Genomic DNA, 14,830 nt, shown 5'->3' on the forward strand with positions numbered 1-14,830 from the left:
TCAGGCCTCCGCGGTGTCGCGCACTTCGAGCGAAGTCTGCAGCGCGCTCTCGGGCAGGCCGTGCTTCCACGGCACGTCGACGGGGTAGGGCTTCAGGAGGCAGTCGTCCGGCAGCATCTCGATGGGCGTGAAGTCGCGGTGCGCGATGTACTCGGGCCGCTTGTGGCGGCGGATGTGGTTGCTCACGGCGCACAGGCTCAGGTACACCGCCACGCGGTTGAAGGGCGAGAGGTTGCTGCCCGAGGCATGCACGAGGCAGCTGTGGAACAGGATCATCGAGCCGGCCGGGCCCTTGGGCGAGACGATGCCGCCGTTGCGGCCGCCAGCGCGGTCCACCAGTTGCGCGATCAGCTCGTTGTCCACCGTCCAGAGCGGGTAGCTCGTGGTCGTGAGGTCGTGCCTGGCATCGACCACGCCCTTGCAGTGGCTGCCCGGAATGAACATCAGCGGGCCGTTGTGCTCGCTCACGTCGTCCAGGAAGATCGCGACGTTCATCGCGCGTTCGGTGGGCATGAGGTCGTCGTTGAGCCAGGTGCCGTAGTCCTGGTGCCACTGCCACACCTGGCCCTCGAAGGCCATCTTTCCGTTGATCTTGAACTGGTGCATGTAGACCTCTTCCTCGAAGAGATACATCACCGGGCCGACCATGCGCGGATGGCGCGCGAGCCGGGCGAAGGGCTCGCTGATCAGGTGCGCCGCGAAGTTCGTGCGCACGGCGTCGGAGCCTTTCTCGCGCACGTTGAAGGCCTCGCGCTTGCTGTAGAGGTCGGGCACGGCATCGGTCAGCGCCTTGGTCTCTTCGGGCGAGAAATGGCCGGGGAAGAACAGGTAGCCGTCGCGCTCGAACTGCGCGCGTTGCTCGGGGGTCAGCTTCATGCCTTGTCTCCTTTGTGGGCTTTGTGGGTGGGGGTGTCGGGTGCGTTGCGGGCCTGCTGCTCGGTCAGGCGCCGGGCCAGTGCCTCACTGGCCTGCGCGACGTGCTCTTCGCTCAGGCGCGCGGCGCGGTCCGCGTTGCCTGCGGCGATGGCGGTGGCGATGGCTTCGTGCTCGTCCCAGAGCGACTCGCGTTGGGGCTCGGCCTGCAGCACCGCGCCCATGGCGCGGCGCAAGTGGCGCCAGTGCGGGTCGGCGCTCTGGCCGATCAGCGGGTTGCCCGAGGCGTCGTAGATGGCGCGGTGAAAGGCCACGTCGGCATCGATCATGGCTTCGACATTGCGCCCGCGCGCGGCACGCCGGCCGCGCTCGATGAGCCTGGGGTCGATGCGAAAGCGCTGCTGCGCCGCAAGGCGCGCGGCCAGCACGTCGAGCACGCCGCGCACCTGGTAGATGTGGCGCATGCCCTCGGCATCGAGCGGCGCGACCAGCACGCCGCGGCCGGGCGCGTCGTGCACGAAGCCGTCTTTCTTCAGGAGGCGCAGCGCCTGCAGCACGGGCTGGCGCGACACCGAGAGGCGCTGCGCGATGTCTTCCTGCGTGATGCGCTCGCCCGGCGCCAGCGAGCCGCTGCTGATGGCGCCGAGCAGGGCGCGATAGACCTGGTCGACGAGGTCGGGGGCGACTTCGATGCTGACGAGCTGGGCGGGCATGGGCGGCTTTCTTTGAACTCTGTATACAGAGTACGAAGATCCGGACCGTCGCGTATCCCGGGTTTTTACCGACGAGGGCTGCAAAAAAACGTAAGCCTTCGCTAAGCTCGACCCATGCAACTACCTACCTACGACGACGTCACCGCCGCGGCCGCGCGGCTCGAAGGCCACGCCCACCGCACGCCGGTGCTGCAATCGACCACCGCCAACGAACGCTGGGGCGCGCAGTTCTTCTTCAAGTGCGAGAACTTCCAGCGCATGGGCGCGTTCAAGTTCCGCGGTGCGTTCAACGCGCTCTCCAAATTCGATGCCGCGCAGCGCAAGGGCGGCGTCATCGCGTTCTCCTCGGGCAATCATGCGCAGGCCATCGCGCTGTCGGCGCGCCTCCTGTCGATGCCGGCCGTGATCGTCATGCCCAAGGATGCGCCGGCCGCCAAGGTCGCGGCCACCAAGGGCTACGGCGCCGAAGTGGTGATGTACGACCGCTTCACCGAAGACCGCGAGGCGCTCACGAAGCGGCTCGCGCAAGAGCGCGGCATGACGATGATTCCGCCCTACGACCATCCCGACGTGCTCTCGGGGCAGGGCACGGCGGTGAAGGAACTCATCGAGGAGACGGGGCCGCTCGATCACCTGTTCGTGTGCCTGGGCGGCGGCGGGCTGCTGTCGGGCTCGGCGCTGTCGGCGCGGGCGCTCTCGCCCGATTGCAAGGTCTACGGCGTGGAGCCCGAGGCGGGCAACGACGGGCAGCAGTCGTTTCGCACGGGGAAGATCGTGCACATCGAAACGCCCAAGACCATTGCCGATGGCGCGCAGACGCAGCACCTGGGCCAGTACACCTTCGGCATCATCCAGCGCGACGTGGACGACATCTTCACCGTGACCGACGATCAGCTCGTCGAGGCGATGCGCTTCTTCGCCGAGCGCATGAAGATGGTGGTGGAACCGACGGGGTGCCTCGCGTTCGCGGGCGCGATCGCTGCGGGCCAGGCCATCGCTGGAAAGCGCGTGGGCATCGTGATCAGCGGCGGCAACGTCGACCTGTCGCGCTACGCGTCGCTGCTCGCGTAAGCCGTTTCAGGCGCGGATGCCTGCTGCCGTCAGGTGCAGCAGGCGGTCCGCACGGGCGGCGGCGCTCTCGGAGTGCGTCACCAGCACCAGCGAGGCGCCGTGCTCGCGCGTCTGGCCGATCAAGAGTTCCATCACCTTCGCTGCCGTGGTCGGGTCGAGGTTGCCCGTGGGCTCGTCGGCGAGCAGCAGTGCGGGCCGGTGCACGAGCGCGCGCGCGATCGCCACGCGCTGCAGCTGGCCGCCCGAGAGCGTCTGCGGCAGCCGCGCGCCCATGCCGGGCAGGCCGACCGCGTCGAGCATGTGCGCGACGCGGCCGTCGTCTTTTTTCTGGCCCAGCAGCATGAGCGGCAGCGACACGTTCTGCGCCACGTCCAGGTGCGGCAGTACATGGAAAGCCTGGAACACGAAGCCGACGTGCTTGCGGCGCCAGAGCGCGCAGGCTTCGCCGTCGAGCGCGCCGATGTCGGTGCCGTCGTGCGTCACCGTGCCCTGGTCCCAGCTGTCCAGGCCCGCCATGCAGTTGAGCAGCGTCGACTTGCCGACGCCCGACTCGCCCACGATGGCGACGAACTCGCCGGGCTGGACTTCCAGCGTCACGTTCTCGAAGACCGGCACTTCGCCATAGTGCTTGCCGAGGTTGGAAATGCGCAGCGTCATCCGGGGGAGGTGGTCTTTGAGATCAGTTGGACGGCGGTCTGCACCGCGTTGGGCGCGTCGCAGGCGATCACGGTGCGCTGCGGCATGCTGCGCAGCCAGGTGATCTGCCGCTTGGCGAGTTGGCGCGTGGCGGCGATGCCGCGCTCGCGCAGGTCATCCATGGCCCTGGCGTCGGGCACGGAGGTGCCGCATGCATCGAGCATTTCCCACGCCTGCCGGTAGCCGACGCAGCGCATCGAAGGCAGGTCGGTCGAGAGATCGCCGCGCGCGCGCAGCGCCTTCACTTCGTCCAGAAAGCCCGCGGCGAGCATCGCGTCGAAGCGATCGGCGATGCGCGCATGCAGCCAGGCGCGATCGGTGGGTTCGAGCGAGAAGAGCACGCCGCCGTTCACGGCCTTGGCGGTCTTGTTGTCGCTCGCATGAAAGCTGGAGAGCGGCTGGCCGCTGCTTTCCCACACCTCGAGCGCGCGCTGGATGCGCTGGCTGTCTTGCGGCGCGAGGCGCGCGGCCGTCACGGGGTCGACCTCGGCGAGCCGTGCGTGCAGCGCGGGCCAGCCACGTTCGGCGGCTTCTGCGTCGATGCGCGCGCGCACGGCCGCATCGGCCGCGGGCATCGCGTCGATGCCGTCGAACAGCGCCTTGAAATACAGCATCGTGCCGCCCACCAGCAGCGGCAGCGCGCCGCGTGCGCGGATCTCGCCGATGAGCCGCGTCGCATCGGCCACGAAGGCGGCGGCGCTGTAGCTTTCGCGCGCGTCGAGGATGTCGATCAGGTGATGCGGTACGGCCGCTTGCTCGGCGGCCGTGGGCTTGGCCGTGCCGATATCCATGCCGCGGTAGACCAATGCGGAATCGACCGAGACGATTTCCACCGGCTGCAGTCGCGCAAGGGCCAATGCGGCAGCCGTCTTGCCCGATGCGGTGGGACCGGCGAGCGCCACGTAGCGCGGCAAGCCGGGGGGCGCAGCGGCGGTCGATGCCGTAGGAGCGGCCTCGGCGGCCGGTGCGGAGCTGGGAAACATGATGCGCCGAGGGTAGCAAATGGCGCGCGCCGGTCGGCGGGCGGGGCGCGGATGGCCTCGGCAGCTCAGGTCGTTTCGCGCATCCGCCGGATATCGCGCAGCGGCGGCGCGCCGAACAGGCGCGCGTACTCGCGGCTGAACTGCGAGGCGCTCTCGTAGCCCACGCGCACGCCCGCGGTGCCGGCGTCGATGCCCTGGTTCAGCATCAGCTGCCGCGCCTCCTGCAGGCGCAATTGCTTCAGGTACTGCATCGGGCTCATGCCCGCCACGGCACGGAAATGCTGCCGGAAGGTCGAGGGGCTCATGTGCACCGAGGCGGCCAGATCATCTGCGAGCACGGGCTGCGTGAAATTCATCTTGAGCCAGGCCATGCTCTGCACCACCTGCTGGCTCGGCGAGCCGACCGCCACGAGGCGCTGCAGTTGCGGGCCGTGGCGCCCGGCGAGCAGCCGCACCAGGATCTCCTGCTGCAGCAGCGGCGCGAGTTGCGGGAGCAGCCGGGGCTCGTGGAGCAGTTCGATGAGCCGCGTCACTGCGCCCAGCAGCGTTGCATCGAGATCGCCGAGCGACATGGCGCGGTAGCTGAAATCCTTGCCCGGCTGGGGCAACGCCATCTCGGCCGCCGCCTGCACGATGGCGCGCGGGTCGAGCCGGAGCATGAGGCCCATGAAAGGCTGTGCGGCGCTCGCGTGCGTGATGTGCGTCACGACGGGCAGGTCGGCCGTCGTCAGCAGCGACTGGCCCGCCGAATAGTCGAACACCTCCTCGCCGAGCGCCACCCGCTTCTGCCCGCTCACGGTGATGCCGACGCCGAAGCCGTACAGGCAGTGCATGGGCTCCGTCGTCGCGCTGCGGCGGTGCACGGAGAGCTCGGGAATGGCGGTGAGGTAGTCGCCATCGCCCTGCGCAATGCGCGCGACCGCCCGGGTCAGGTCGCCCAGGACGCCCGATGCCTCTTGCTGTGCCGCTTCCATCTGAATCCTTTCGAATGACGTCAACGAAAAAGTCTAGCTGGCGCATTTCGTGCGCCGCGCGTTTACGGTGCAGTCTCGTTGTTTCAGGCAAGAACACGCGCGGATTGGGCAAACGGCCGGAGGGTCTTCGCCCGACACTGGCCCGCGATGTGCCGGCGTGCGTGCGGTGTCATGCACCGAGGGCCATCCGTCGATTCCGACAACTCCCTTTTTTCCACGATCCCACGATGAAAACAGAAAAGACCGCCTCCATCACCGCGTCCCTCGCGATGGTCCTGTGCCTCGGCGCAGGTGCCGTGTGGCCGCAGCACGCCGCCGCGAGCCTGGCGCTGGCGCAGAAGTATTCGTGCGTCGCTTGCCACCAGCCCGCCACCAAGGTGGTGGGCCCGTCGTGGAAGGACATCGGCGCGAAGTACGGCGACGGCAAGGGCACGGCCGCGCAGCTGGCCGCCAGCATCAAGGCCGGCAGCTCGGGCAAGTGGGGCGCGATGCCGATGCCGCCGCAGGCCCAGGTTCCGGATGCGGACCTGCAGGCGCTCGCGCAGTGGCTGCTCGACGGCGCCAAGTGAACCAGATCATTTCAACGACCCACCTACGGAGAAAAAGAACATGAGTACGCTCCACGTCAATGGCCGTGACCACACGGTCGATGCCGATCCCGGCACCCCCATCCTCTGGGCCCTGCGCGACACGCTGGGCATGACCGGCACCAAGTTCGGCTGCGGCGCCGCGCTGTGCGGCGCCTGCACCGTGCACATGGACGGCCAGGCGATCCGTTCGTGCATCACGCCGATCTCCGCCGCGGAGGGCAAGAAGATCACCACCATCGAAGCCACCACCGATGGCAGCGACCCCGTTGGCGCCTCCGTGCATGCCGCGTGGGTCAAGCACGACGTGGCGCAGTGCGGCTACTGCCAGAGCGGCCAGATCATGAGCGCGACCGCGTTCCTGAAGTCGCTGCCCAAGGGCAAGCAGCCCAGCGTGGACGAGATCGATTCGGCCATGGCCGGCAACATCTGCCGATGTGGCACCTATGTGCGCATTCGCGCCGCCGTGGCCGATGCGGCCCGCAACCTCGCCTAAGGAGCCGCCACCATGTTGCCCAACATCAACTACGACGAACTCCCGCGCGCGCTGCAGCGCCTGATGGCCCAGCCCCCGACCGATGAGGCCGCCGCGCTGCCGCGCCGCAGCTTCCTGAAGATGGCCGGCGCCGGGGGCCTCGTGCTCGGCGCCTTTCCCCATCTGGCCATGGCGCAGGCCGACGGCGCGAAGCCGGCGGCCGGTGGCTTGAAGCCTACGCAGCAGCCCTCGGCCTTCGTGCAGATCGCACCCAACGGCGAAGTCACGGTGACCATCAACCGGCTCGAATTCGGCCAGGGCGTGCAGACCGGCCTGCCGATGATCCTGGCCGAGGAACTGGACGCCGACTGGGCCTTGGTGCGCAGCCGCAGCGGCACCAACGATGCTGCCTACGCCGACCCGCTCTTCGGCATTCACCTGACCGGCGGCTCCAACACGATCAAGAACAGCTTCACGCAGTACCGCGAACTGGGCGCGCGCGCCCGCGCCATGCTGCTGTCGGCCGCGGCGGCTCGCTGGAAGGTCGACGTGGCCACGCTGCGGACGCAAGCCGGCACGGTGATCGGCCCGGGTGGCCGCAAGCTGGGCTACGGCGAACTGGCCGAAGCAGCCATGGCACTGCCGGTGCCCGAGAAGGTGGTGCTCAAGGACCCGAAGGATTTCCGCATCATCGGCCGCGCGACCACGCGCCTCGATCAGCGCGCCAAGAGCAGCGGACGGCAGGACTTCGGCATCGACGTGCGGCAGCCCGGCCAGCTCACGGCGGTGGTGGCCCATCCGCCCGTGTTCGGCGCCCGCCTGACGTCGGTGGACGACAGCGCCGCACGCGCCGTCAAGGGCGTGAAGGCGGTGGTGCGCATTCCGCTGGACCGCGGCGCCGAAGGCGTGGCCGTGGTGGCCGACGGCTACTGGCCGGCCAAGCTGGGCCGCGATGCGCTGAAGCTGCAGTGGGACACGGCCGCCGCGGAAAAGGTGGATTCCGACAAGCAACTGGCCCAGTACCGCGAGCTGGCCGGCCGCCCCGGCCACCGCAAGTTCGACGCCGACATGGCGCCGCTGGCCAATGCGCCGCGCAAGCTGGAGGCCGAGTTCGTGTTTCCGTACCTCGCGCACGCGCCGATGGAGCCGCTGAACTGCACCGTGAAGCTGTCGGACGGCCGCGCCGAGCTGTGGGTCGGCACCCAGTCCGCAGATCTGGACGGCCAGGCCGCGGCGCGCACGCTGAACCTCAAGCCCGAGCAGGTCAAGGTGAACGTGCAGATGGCGGGCGGCGGCTTCGGCCGGCGCTTCGTGGGCTCGAGCGACTTCGTGGTCGAGGCCTGCCAGATCGCCAAGGCCGCGCGTACTGCGGGCCTGGACGCGCCCGTGCGCCTGCTGTGGAGCCGCGAGGACGACATCAAGGGCGGCTACTACCGCCCGATGCACCTGCATCGCGCGCGCATCGGCTTCGACGAGCGCGGCAAGATCCTCGCGTGGGACCACGTCATCGTGGGCCAGTCCATCACCTCGGGCACGGTGTTCGCCGGCATGATGGTGAAGGACGGCATCGACGCCACGGCGGTGGAGGGCATGCGCGATCCGTACCCGGTGCCGATGCGCCTGACGGTGCATCACCCCGAGGTCAACGTGCCGGTGCTGTGGTGGCGCAGCGTGGGCTCCACCCACACCGCCTTCGTGATGGAGACGCTGATCGACGAGATCGCTCGCAGCACGAAGCAGGACCCGGTGGCCTACCGCATGCAGCTCTTCGGCGACAAGCACCCGCGCCATCGCGCCGCGCTGCAGCTGGCCGTGGACAAGAGCGGCTACGGCAAGAAGAAGCTGGCGGACGGCCGCGCCTGGGGCGTGGCGGTGCACGAGTCCTTCGAGTCGGTGGTGGCCTATGTGGTGGAGGCCTCGGTCAAGGACGGCCAGCCGGTGCTGCACCGCGTGACCAGCGGCGTGCACTGCAACCTGGTCGTCAATCCGCGCAGCGTGGAAGCGCAGGTGCAGGGCGCGGCGGTGATGGGGCTGTCGACGTGCCTGGCCGGCAGCGCGATCACGCTGAAGGACGGCGTCGTGCAGCAGGGCAACTTCGGCGACTTCACCGTGGCCCGCATCACGCAGGTGCCGGAGTTCGACATCCACATCGTGCCCAGCGCCGATGCGCCCAAGGGGATGGGGGAGCCGGGGCTGCCGCCGCTGGCGCCCGCGTTCGCCAATGCCGTGGCGCAGATCACGGGCAAGCCGTTGCGGCAGTTGCCGTTCAACCTGGCTTGATGCGGTATTGGGTCAGGTGGTCTGCAAGGACCAGAGCCAGAGCCGTTCGGGCTGAGCTTGTCGAAGCGTCGCGCAGCGCTTCGACAGGCTCAGCGTGAACGGATCGGGCCAACGGCAAACGGATCGGGCTTCAGATCGCCGCGGGCACGCTGCTCGCGCGCGCCTCGCCGCGCACGTCCTGCGGCGACACCGCCGGCGGCAGCGCCAGCGAGGGCGGCGACAGCTTCGGCTGGCTGCGCGCCATCATGCTGTCGGGCTTCATGCGGAACAGCTGCGTCAGCGCCGCGCGGTACTGCGCCTCGCCCACCGAATTGGTGTTGTGGTGCGAGCCGCCTTCGACCAGCACGAAGAGCTTGGGCACCGTGGCCGCGTCATAGAGCTTGCGGCCCAGCGTGGGGTTGATCAGGCTGTCGGCCGTGCCATGCACCACCAGCAGCGGCGCGCCGATGTCCTTGACGGTGTTGATGGCCTCGAAGCGCTGCGTGATGAAGGGTCCCAGCGGCAGCCAGCCCCACTTGAAGCTGCTGACCACGTCGGCGATGGAGCTGAAGGTGCTCTCCACGATCGTGCCGCTCTCGTCGTTCACATGCGCTGCCAGGTCGATGCCGATGGCGCCGCCCAGCGAGTGGCCGAAGATGTAGCGGTGCTGCTTGGGGTGGCGTGCGGCCAGCCAGGTCCAGGCGGCGCGGGCGTCTTCGCGGGCCGATTCCTCCGAAGGCAGGCCCTTGGAGCTCTTGCCGAAGCCGCGGTAGTCGATGGCCAGCACCGAGAAGCCCAGCTCGTGCATGCGCTGGATGCGCGGCGCCGAGCCGGCCACGTTGTAGCGGGCGCCGTGCAGGTACAGCAGCACGGGGGTGTCGGTGGTTTCGGGGGCGCCGCCCAGCCACAGGCCGTGCAGGCGCGCGGGTTCGCCGCTGATGGAGGACTGGAAATCGATCCAGACGTCCTGCATCCCTTCGGTCATGGTGGCGGTGTTGCCCCAGCTGCGGTCGCTGGGTTGGAAGATCCATTCGCGCTGTTGCTCGTCGAGCGTGGAGCACCCGGCGGCGAGCAGGGCGCAAAGCGAGAGGACAGACGCGAGGAGGGTCCAGCGTTTCATCATGGGGTTGAGGGACAGCGATGCCGGCCGAAAGTTTCATCCACTTTCACCACGACGCGCCGGTGTTGCGCCCTGGTAACCCCCCGAAACAGCGCTCATCGGCGCTTTGCTGAGACCATGCAACGTGCGTGCCCGGTCCTCGGATGACCCGCCAAAACCCTAAGAAATGGGCTCGCCCCCAGGCTGCGCGCACTTCGTGTCGCTTCGCCTACCCCCCTACCGGGGGCAACGCCAGAGGCCCGGCAAAGCCGGTTCCTCGGCGTTCCTGGGGTTATTGCTTAGCGGCCGCGCATGAACAGCGTGTCGAGCTCGCGGATCGACAGCTGGCGCCAGGTGGGCCGGCCGTGGTTGCACTGGTCCGAACGCTCGGTCGCCTCCATCTGGCGTAACAGTGCGTTCATCTCGTCGATGGTGAGCTTGCGGTTGGCCCGCACGGCGCCGTGGCAGGCCATGGTGGACAGCAGTTCGTTCTGGGCGCGCTGCACCACGGTGCTGGCGTCGTGCTGGCCCAGTTCGGCCAGGACGCTGCGCGCCAGCTCGACCGGGTCGCCGTCGGCCAACGTGCCGGGCACGGCGCGCACCGCGAGCGTGCGTGCCGAGAACGCGGTGATTTCCAGCCCCAGCGTGGGCAGCACCTCCGCGCAGGCCTCGGCCGTGGCCACTTCCTGCGGCGTGGCCGCGAAGGTGGCCGGAATGAGCAGCGGCTGGCTGGTGATGGCGGCGCCATCGAGCTGCGTCTTGAGCCGCTCGTAGACGATGCGCTCGTGGGCCGCATGCATGTCCACCACCACCAGGCCCTGGGTGTTCTCGGCCAGGATGTAGATGCCCTGCAGCTGGGCGAGCGCACGGCCCAGGGGCCAGGCTTCCTCGTCGGTAGAGGCGGAGGCTGCGGCGGGCTCTTCCAGTCCCACGGGGGCCCGGAAGGTCATCGGCGCCGCGCCCGTCAGGGGCCAGTGCGAGGGCGTGGAATCGGGCGCGTGCCCGAGCTCGTCGGTGCGGCGCGGCCACATGGCCTCGAAATCGCCGGCGCCGCGCTCCCGTGCCACGAAATTCATGGCCGGCTGCGACCAGCTCGCGCTCTCGGGCAGCGCGGTTTCCTTGAAGAAGGGCTGCGGCGCACCGGACGGCGCCGCGGCGTCCCCGGCGCGCGGCGCGGCCAGCGCGTCCTCGATGGCGTGGCGCACCGCCTGGTGCACTTCGCGGCCATCGCGAAAGCGCACCTCGATCTTGGTGGGGTGCACGTTCACGTCGACGCGCGACGGATCGATCTCCAGGTACAGCGCGTAGATCGGCTGGCGCTGGCCGTGCAGCACGTCCTCGTAGGCGCTGCGCACCGCGTGCGAGAGCACCTTGTCGCGCACGAAGCGGCCGTTGACATAGAAGAACTGCTGGTCGCCGCGCGAGCGCGCCGCATCGGGAATGCCGGCGCGGCCGACCACGCGCACCACGCCGCCCAGGCGCTCGACGGCCACGCTGTTGGCCACGAAGTCGTCGCTGAGCGCATCGGCCAGCCGCTGCTCGCGTGCGTCGGCGGCGCGCCATTGCTCGACCAGCTTGCCGTCGTGCCAGACCGAGAAGCCAACCTCGGGCCGTGCCAGCGCATGGCGGCGCACGGCCTCGATGCAATGGGCCAGCTCGGTGGCATCGGTCTTGAGGAATTTGCGGCGCGCGGGCGTCGCGAAGAAGAGTTCGCGCACCTCGACGGTCGTGCCGACCGAGCGCGCCACGGGGCGCAGTTCGCCGGTGCGGCCATCGAGCGCGAAGGCGCTGTCGGCGCCGGTGAAGCGGGAGAGGATGCTGAGCTCGGCAATCGCATTGATGGCAGCGAGCGCCTCGCCGCGAAAGCCCATGGTGCCGACGGTCTCCAGGTCGTCCAGGCTCGCGATCTTGCTGGTCGCATGGCGGCGCAGGGCGACCGTGAGTTCTTCGCGCGGAATGCCCAGGCCGTCGTCTTCCACCGAAATCAGCCGCACGCCACCCGAGGCCAGGCGCACGGTGACCTGGCTCGCGCCGGCGTCCAGCGCGTTGTCGAGCAGCTCGCGCACCACCGAGGCCGGCCGCTCGACGACCTCGCCGGCGGCGATCTGGCTGATCAGCTCGTCGGGCAATTCGCGGATCGGGCGGCGTGGGGAGGGGGGGATGGAGGAGGGTAGTGCGCTCACCGGGGCATTCTAAAAGCCGGGGGGATTCAAGGTGTCACACGGGATTTCGGTGTATTTGGCGCGCTTATACGGCTCCTCAACCGATCTCATTGGCGCCCGCGAAGGCCTTTGCCTAAGCTTGCGCCCGCACCACAAGAACGCACCGGAGACACCCGACCGAATCGCGATGGAAAAGCCATCTCGCGAGGGGCCGTCTCGCGCGCTCTTTCCGCTCACCCCACTGAACAGAGACGCCATGACAACAACCCGCCCCCTCCGCTCCGCCGCGTGGTTCAACAACCCCGAGCACAGCGAACTCTCGGTCCTGCACCTGGCCTGGTACCTGAACTACGGCCTCACGCGCGAAGAACTGCAGTCCGGCAAACCCATCATCGGCATCGCGCAGAGCGGCTCCGACCTCACGCCCTGCAACCGCCACCACCGCGAGCTGGCGCAGCGCGTGCGCGACGGCATCCGCGAGATGGGCGGCATCGCGATGGAGTTTCCGATGCACCCGATCCAGGAGAACGGGCGCCGGCCCACCGCCGCGCTGGACCGCAACCTCGCGTACCTGGGCCTGGTGGAAATCCTCACGGGCTACCCGATCGACGGCGTGGTGCTCACCACCGGCTGCGACAAGACCACGCCCGCCGCGCTCATGGCCGCGGCCACCGCCAACATCCCCGCGATCATCCTGTCGGGCGGGCCGATGCTCAACGGCTGGCACGAGGGACAGCGCACGGGCACCGGCACCACGCTGTTCAAGGCGCGCGAGCTGTTTGCCAAGGGCAGCATCGACTTTCCCGGCTACATCGACCTGGTCGCCTCCACGGTGCCCTCCGCCGGCCATTGCAACGTGATGGGCACGGCCAGCACGATGAACGCGCTGGCCGAGGCCCTGGGCATGAGCCTGCCCGGCTGCGCCGCCATTCCGGCGCCCTATCGCGAGCGCGGACAGATGGCCTACGAGACGGGGCGCCGCATCGTGGAGATGGTGCGCGAGGACCTGAAGCCCTCGGACATCCTCACCCGCTCGGCCTTCGAGAACGCGATCGTCGTCAACTCGGCCATCGGCGGCTCGACCAATGCGCCGATCCACCTGGTCGCCGTGGCCAAGCACGCGGGTGTGGACCTGACCGTGCAGGACTGGGAGACCGTCGGGCTGGAGGTGCCGCTCATCCTGGACATGCAGCCGGCCGGCAAGTACCTGGGCGAAGAGTTCTACCGCGCGGGCGGCGTGCCGGCCGTGGTGGCGGAACTGCATCGCCACGGCCTCATCCGCGAGGACGCGCTCACCGTCAACGGCAAGACTCTGGCCGTCAATTGCGCCGATGCGCCGGTGAAGGATGCCGACGTGATCCGCTCCTTCGGCAATGCGCTGAAGGAGAACGCCGGTTTCCTGGTCATGTCGGGCAACCTGTTCGACAGCGCGATCATGAAGACCAGCGTGATCTCGGACGAGTTCAGGGCGCGCTACCTCAGCACGCCGGGCGATACCGACGCCTTCGTCGGCCGCGCCATCGTGTTCGACGGGCCGGAAGATTTCGAGCGCCGCATCGAAGACCCGTCGCTCGACATCGACGCGCGCTGCATCCTGTTCATGCGCGGCGTCGGCCCCATCGGGCATCCGGGCTCGTCCGAGGTGGTCAACATGCGCGCGCCGGCGCACCTGCTCAAGAGCGGCGTGTCGGCGCTGCCGTGTATCGGCGATGGGCGGCAGTCGGGCACCTCGGGCTCGCCTTCGATCCTGAACGCCTCGCCCGAGGCGGCCGCCGGCGCGGGCCTTGCGCTGCTGCAGACCGGCGACGAGGTGCGCGTCGATCTCAAGCACCGCACCGTGAACATGCTGGTGAGCGACGACGTGCTGCAGGCGCGTGCGCGTGCGCTCGAAGCGAGCGGCGGCTACCCGATCCCCGAGAGCCAGACGCCCTGGCAGGAGATCCAGCGCGCCATGGTGGACACCCTCTCGGAAGGGATGGTGCTCAAGCCCGCCACCAAGTACCAGCGCGTTGCGCAGACGGCGGGCATCCCGCGCCGCAACCACTGACGCCACCACCGGCGCAGCGAAGCCAGATTTTTTCAACCATCGGAGTCGAGTAATGAAGTGGATGACTGTTCGAACGCAGGACGGCCTGCGCGTGGGCTATGTGAAGGAGGGCGCGTTGCAACCGGTCGATGCGCCGAACCTGCAGGCGATCGTGGAAGGCGCGGACTGGCGCGATGACGGTGCGGCCGTGCCGCTCGCGAGCGTGGAGCCGGTGGCCCCGCTCGTTCCGCGCAACATCGTCTGCGTGGGCGCGAACTACCGCGACCACTGCATCGAGACGGGCCTGGCCATCCCCGAGAAGCCGGTCATCTTTGCGAAGTTCGGCAACACGCTGGCCGCGCACGGCGACCCGATCGCCTGGCCCGAAGGCTTCACCGAGAAGGTCGACTGGGAGGCCGAGCTCGGTGTCGTCATCGGCCGCCGCGCTTGCGGCGTGCGCGAAGCCGATGCGCTCTCGCACGTGTTCGGGTACGTGGCGGCCAACGACGTGAGCGCGCGCGACGTGCAGCTGGGCGAGGCGCAGTGGGTGCGTGGCAAGTCGCTCGACGGCTTCTGCCCGCTGGCGCCCACGCTGGTGACGCGCGACGAGATCGCCGACGTGCAGTCGCTGGGCATCTACTGCCGCGTCAACGGCGAGGCGGTGCAGTCGTCGAACACGCGCGAGATGATCTTTTCGGTTGCGTACCTCATCGCCTACCTCTCGCGCGCCATGACGCTGGAGCCCGGCGACCTGATCCTCACCGGCACGCCCGCGGGCGTGGGGCTCGGGCTCAAGCCGCCGCGCTTCCTGAAGCGCGGCGACGTGGTGACGGTGGAGATCGATGGCCTGGGCGCGGTCACGAACCCCGTCCATGGCGCCGTCGCCCGCGGCTGACGGCCCGGCCCACCCGC

At 69.1% G+C, this 14,830-nt stretch carries 13 protein-coding genes; 6 read left to right on the forward strand and 7 right to left on the reverse strand.

Annotation, left to right across the window (positions count from 1 at the left end):
• Both BM133_RS02280 and BM133_RS02285 read right to left on the reverse strand, forming a co-directional pair.
• Positions 1–876: a phytanoyl-CoA dioxygenase family protein gene (locus tag BM133_RS02280; RefSeq protein ID WP_093431356.1), complete on the reverse strand. Its 876-nt coding sequence runs from the start codon at positions 874–876 to the stop codon at positions 1–3.
• A complete protein-coding gene (locus BM133_RS02285; RefSeq protein ID WP_093431358.1) occupies positions 873–1,586 on the reverse strand; it encodes a GntR family transcriptional regulator in 714 nt (237 codons plus the stop codon). The genes BM133_RS02280 and BM133_RS02285 overlap by 4 nt, the downstream gene beginning before the upstream one ends.
• 114 nt (positions 1,587–1,700) lie before the next feature.
• Between BM133_RS02285 and BM133_RS02290 the strand changes: the two genes are divergently transcribed.
• A complete protein-coding gene (locus tag BM133_RS02290) occupies positions 1,701–2,657 on the forward strand; it encodes a threo-3-hydroxy-L-aspartate ammonia-lyase (RefSeq protein ID WP_093431359.1) in 957 nt (318 codons plus the stop codon).
• Positions 2,658–2,663: 6 nt separating this feature from the next.
• On the opposite strand, the gene BM133_RS02295 is transcribed toward BM133_RS02290, so the two are convergent.
• From BM133_RS02295 to BM133_RS02305, 3 genes are all read right to left on the reverse strand, one after another.
• On the reverse strand, positions 2,664–3,314 hold the full coding sequence (locus BM133_RS02295) for an ABC transporter ATP-binding protein (RefSeq protein WP_093431361.1): 651 nt from the start codon (positions 3,312–3,314) through the stop codon (positions 2,664–2,666).
• On the reverse strand, positions 3,311–4,336 hold the full coding sequence (gene miaA, locus BM133_RS02300; protein ID WP_177224692.1) for a tRNA (adenosine(37)-N6)-dimethylallyltransferase MiaA: 1,026 nt from the start codon (positions 4,334–4,336) through the stop codon (positions 3,311–3,313). The genes BM133_RS02295 and miaA overlap by 4 nt, the downstream gene beginning before the upstream one ends.
• A gap of 65 nt (positions 4,337–4,401) precedes the next feature.
• Positions 4,402–5,310, reverse strand: coding sequence for an AraC family transcriptional regulator (locus tag BM133_RS02305; protein WP_093431364.1), 909 nt, complete (start codon positions 5,308–5,310; stop codon positions 4,402–4,404).
• 227 nt (positions 5,311–5,537) lie between these two features.
• Here BM133_RS02305 and BM133_RS02310 point away from each other — a divergent pair, with 227 nt between their 5' ends.
• The 3 genes from BM133_RS02310 to BM133_RS02320 are packed head-to-tail and all read left to right on the forward strand — an operon-like array spanning position 5,538 to position 8,652.
• A complete protein-coding gene (locus BM133_RS02310) occupies positions 5,538–5,879 on the forward strand; it encodes a c-type cytochrome (RefSeq protein ID WP_256219035.1) in 342 nt (113 codons plus the stop codon).
• A gap of 40 nt (positions 5,880–5,919) precedes the next feature.
• Entirely contained in the window at positions 5,920–6,393 is a 474-nt protein-coding gene (locus BM133_RS02315) for a (2Fe-2S)-binding protein (protein ID WP_093431366.1), read from the forward strand.
• A 12-nt stretch (positions 6,394–6,405) separates the two neighbouring features.
• Positions 6,406–8,652, forward strand: coding sequence for a xanthine dehydrogenase family protein molybdopterin-binding subunit (locus tag BM133_RS02320; protein ID WP_093431367.1), 2,247 nt, complete (start codon positions 6,406–6,408; stop codon positions 8,650–8,652).
• 130 nt (positions 8,653–8,782) lie between these two features.
• Here the strand turns inward: BM133_RS02320 and BM133_RS02325 are convergent, their stop codons facing one another.
• Together BM133_RS02325 and mutL are read right to left on the reverse strand one after the other, a co-directional pair.
• On the reverse strand, positions 8,783–9,751 hold the full coding sequence (locus BM133_RS02325; protein WP_256219036.1) for an alpha/beta hydrolase: 969 nt from the start codon (positions 9,749–9,751) through the stop codon (positions 8,783–8,785).
• A 278-nt stretch (positions 9,752–10,029) separates the two neighbouring features.
• Positions 10,030–11,913: a DNA mismatch repair endonuclease MutL gene (gene mutL, locus BM133_RS02330; RefSeq protein WP_093431370.1), complete on the reverse strand. Its 1,884-nt coding sequence runs from the start codon at positions 11,911–11,913 to the stop codon at positions 10,030–10,032.
• A 235-nt stretch (positions 11,914–12,148) separates the two neighbouring features.
• On the opposite strand from mutL, the gene BM133_RS02335 reads away from it, so the two are divergent.
• Both BM133_RS02335 and BM133_RS02340 read left to right on the forward strand, forming a co-directional pair.
• Positions 12,149–13,939 carry an IlvD/Edd family dehydratase gene (locus BM133_RS02335; protein ID WP_093431372.1) on the forward strand — a complete coding sequence of 597 codons (1,791 nt, stop codon included), beginning with the start codon at positions 12,149–12,151 and terminating at the stop codon, positions 13,937–13,939.
• 52 nt (positions 13,940–13,991) lie between these two features.
• Positions 13,992–14,813, forward strand: coding sequence for a fumarylacetoacetate hydrolase family protein (locus BM133_RS02340; RefSeq protein ID WP_093431373.1), 822 nt, complete (start codon positions 13,992–13,994; stop codon positions 14,811–14,813).
• The last annotated feature ends 17 nt before the right edge of the window (positions 14,814–14,830 follow it).

It is taken from the genome of Variovorax sp. 770b2, from assembly GCF_900115685.1.
Classification (GTDB): domain Bacteria; phylum Pseudomonadota; class Gammaproteobacteria; order Burkholderiales; family Burkholderiaceae_C; genus Variovorax.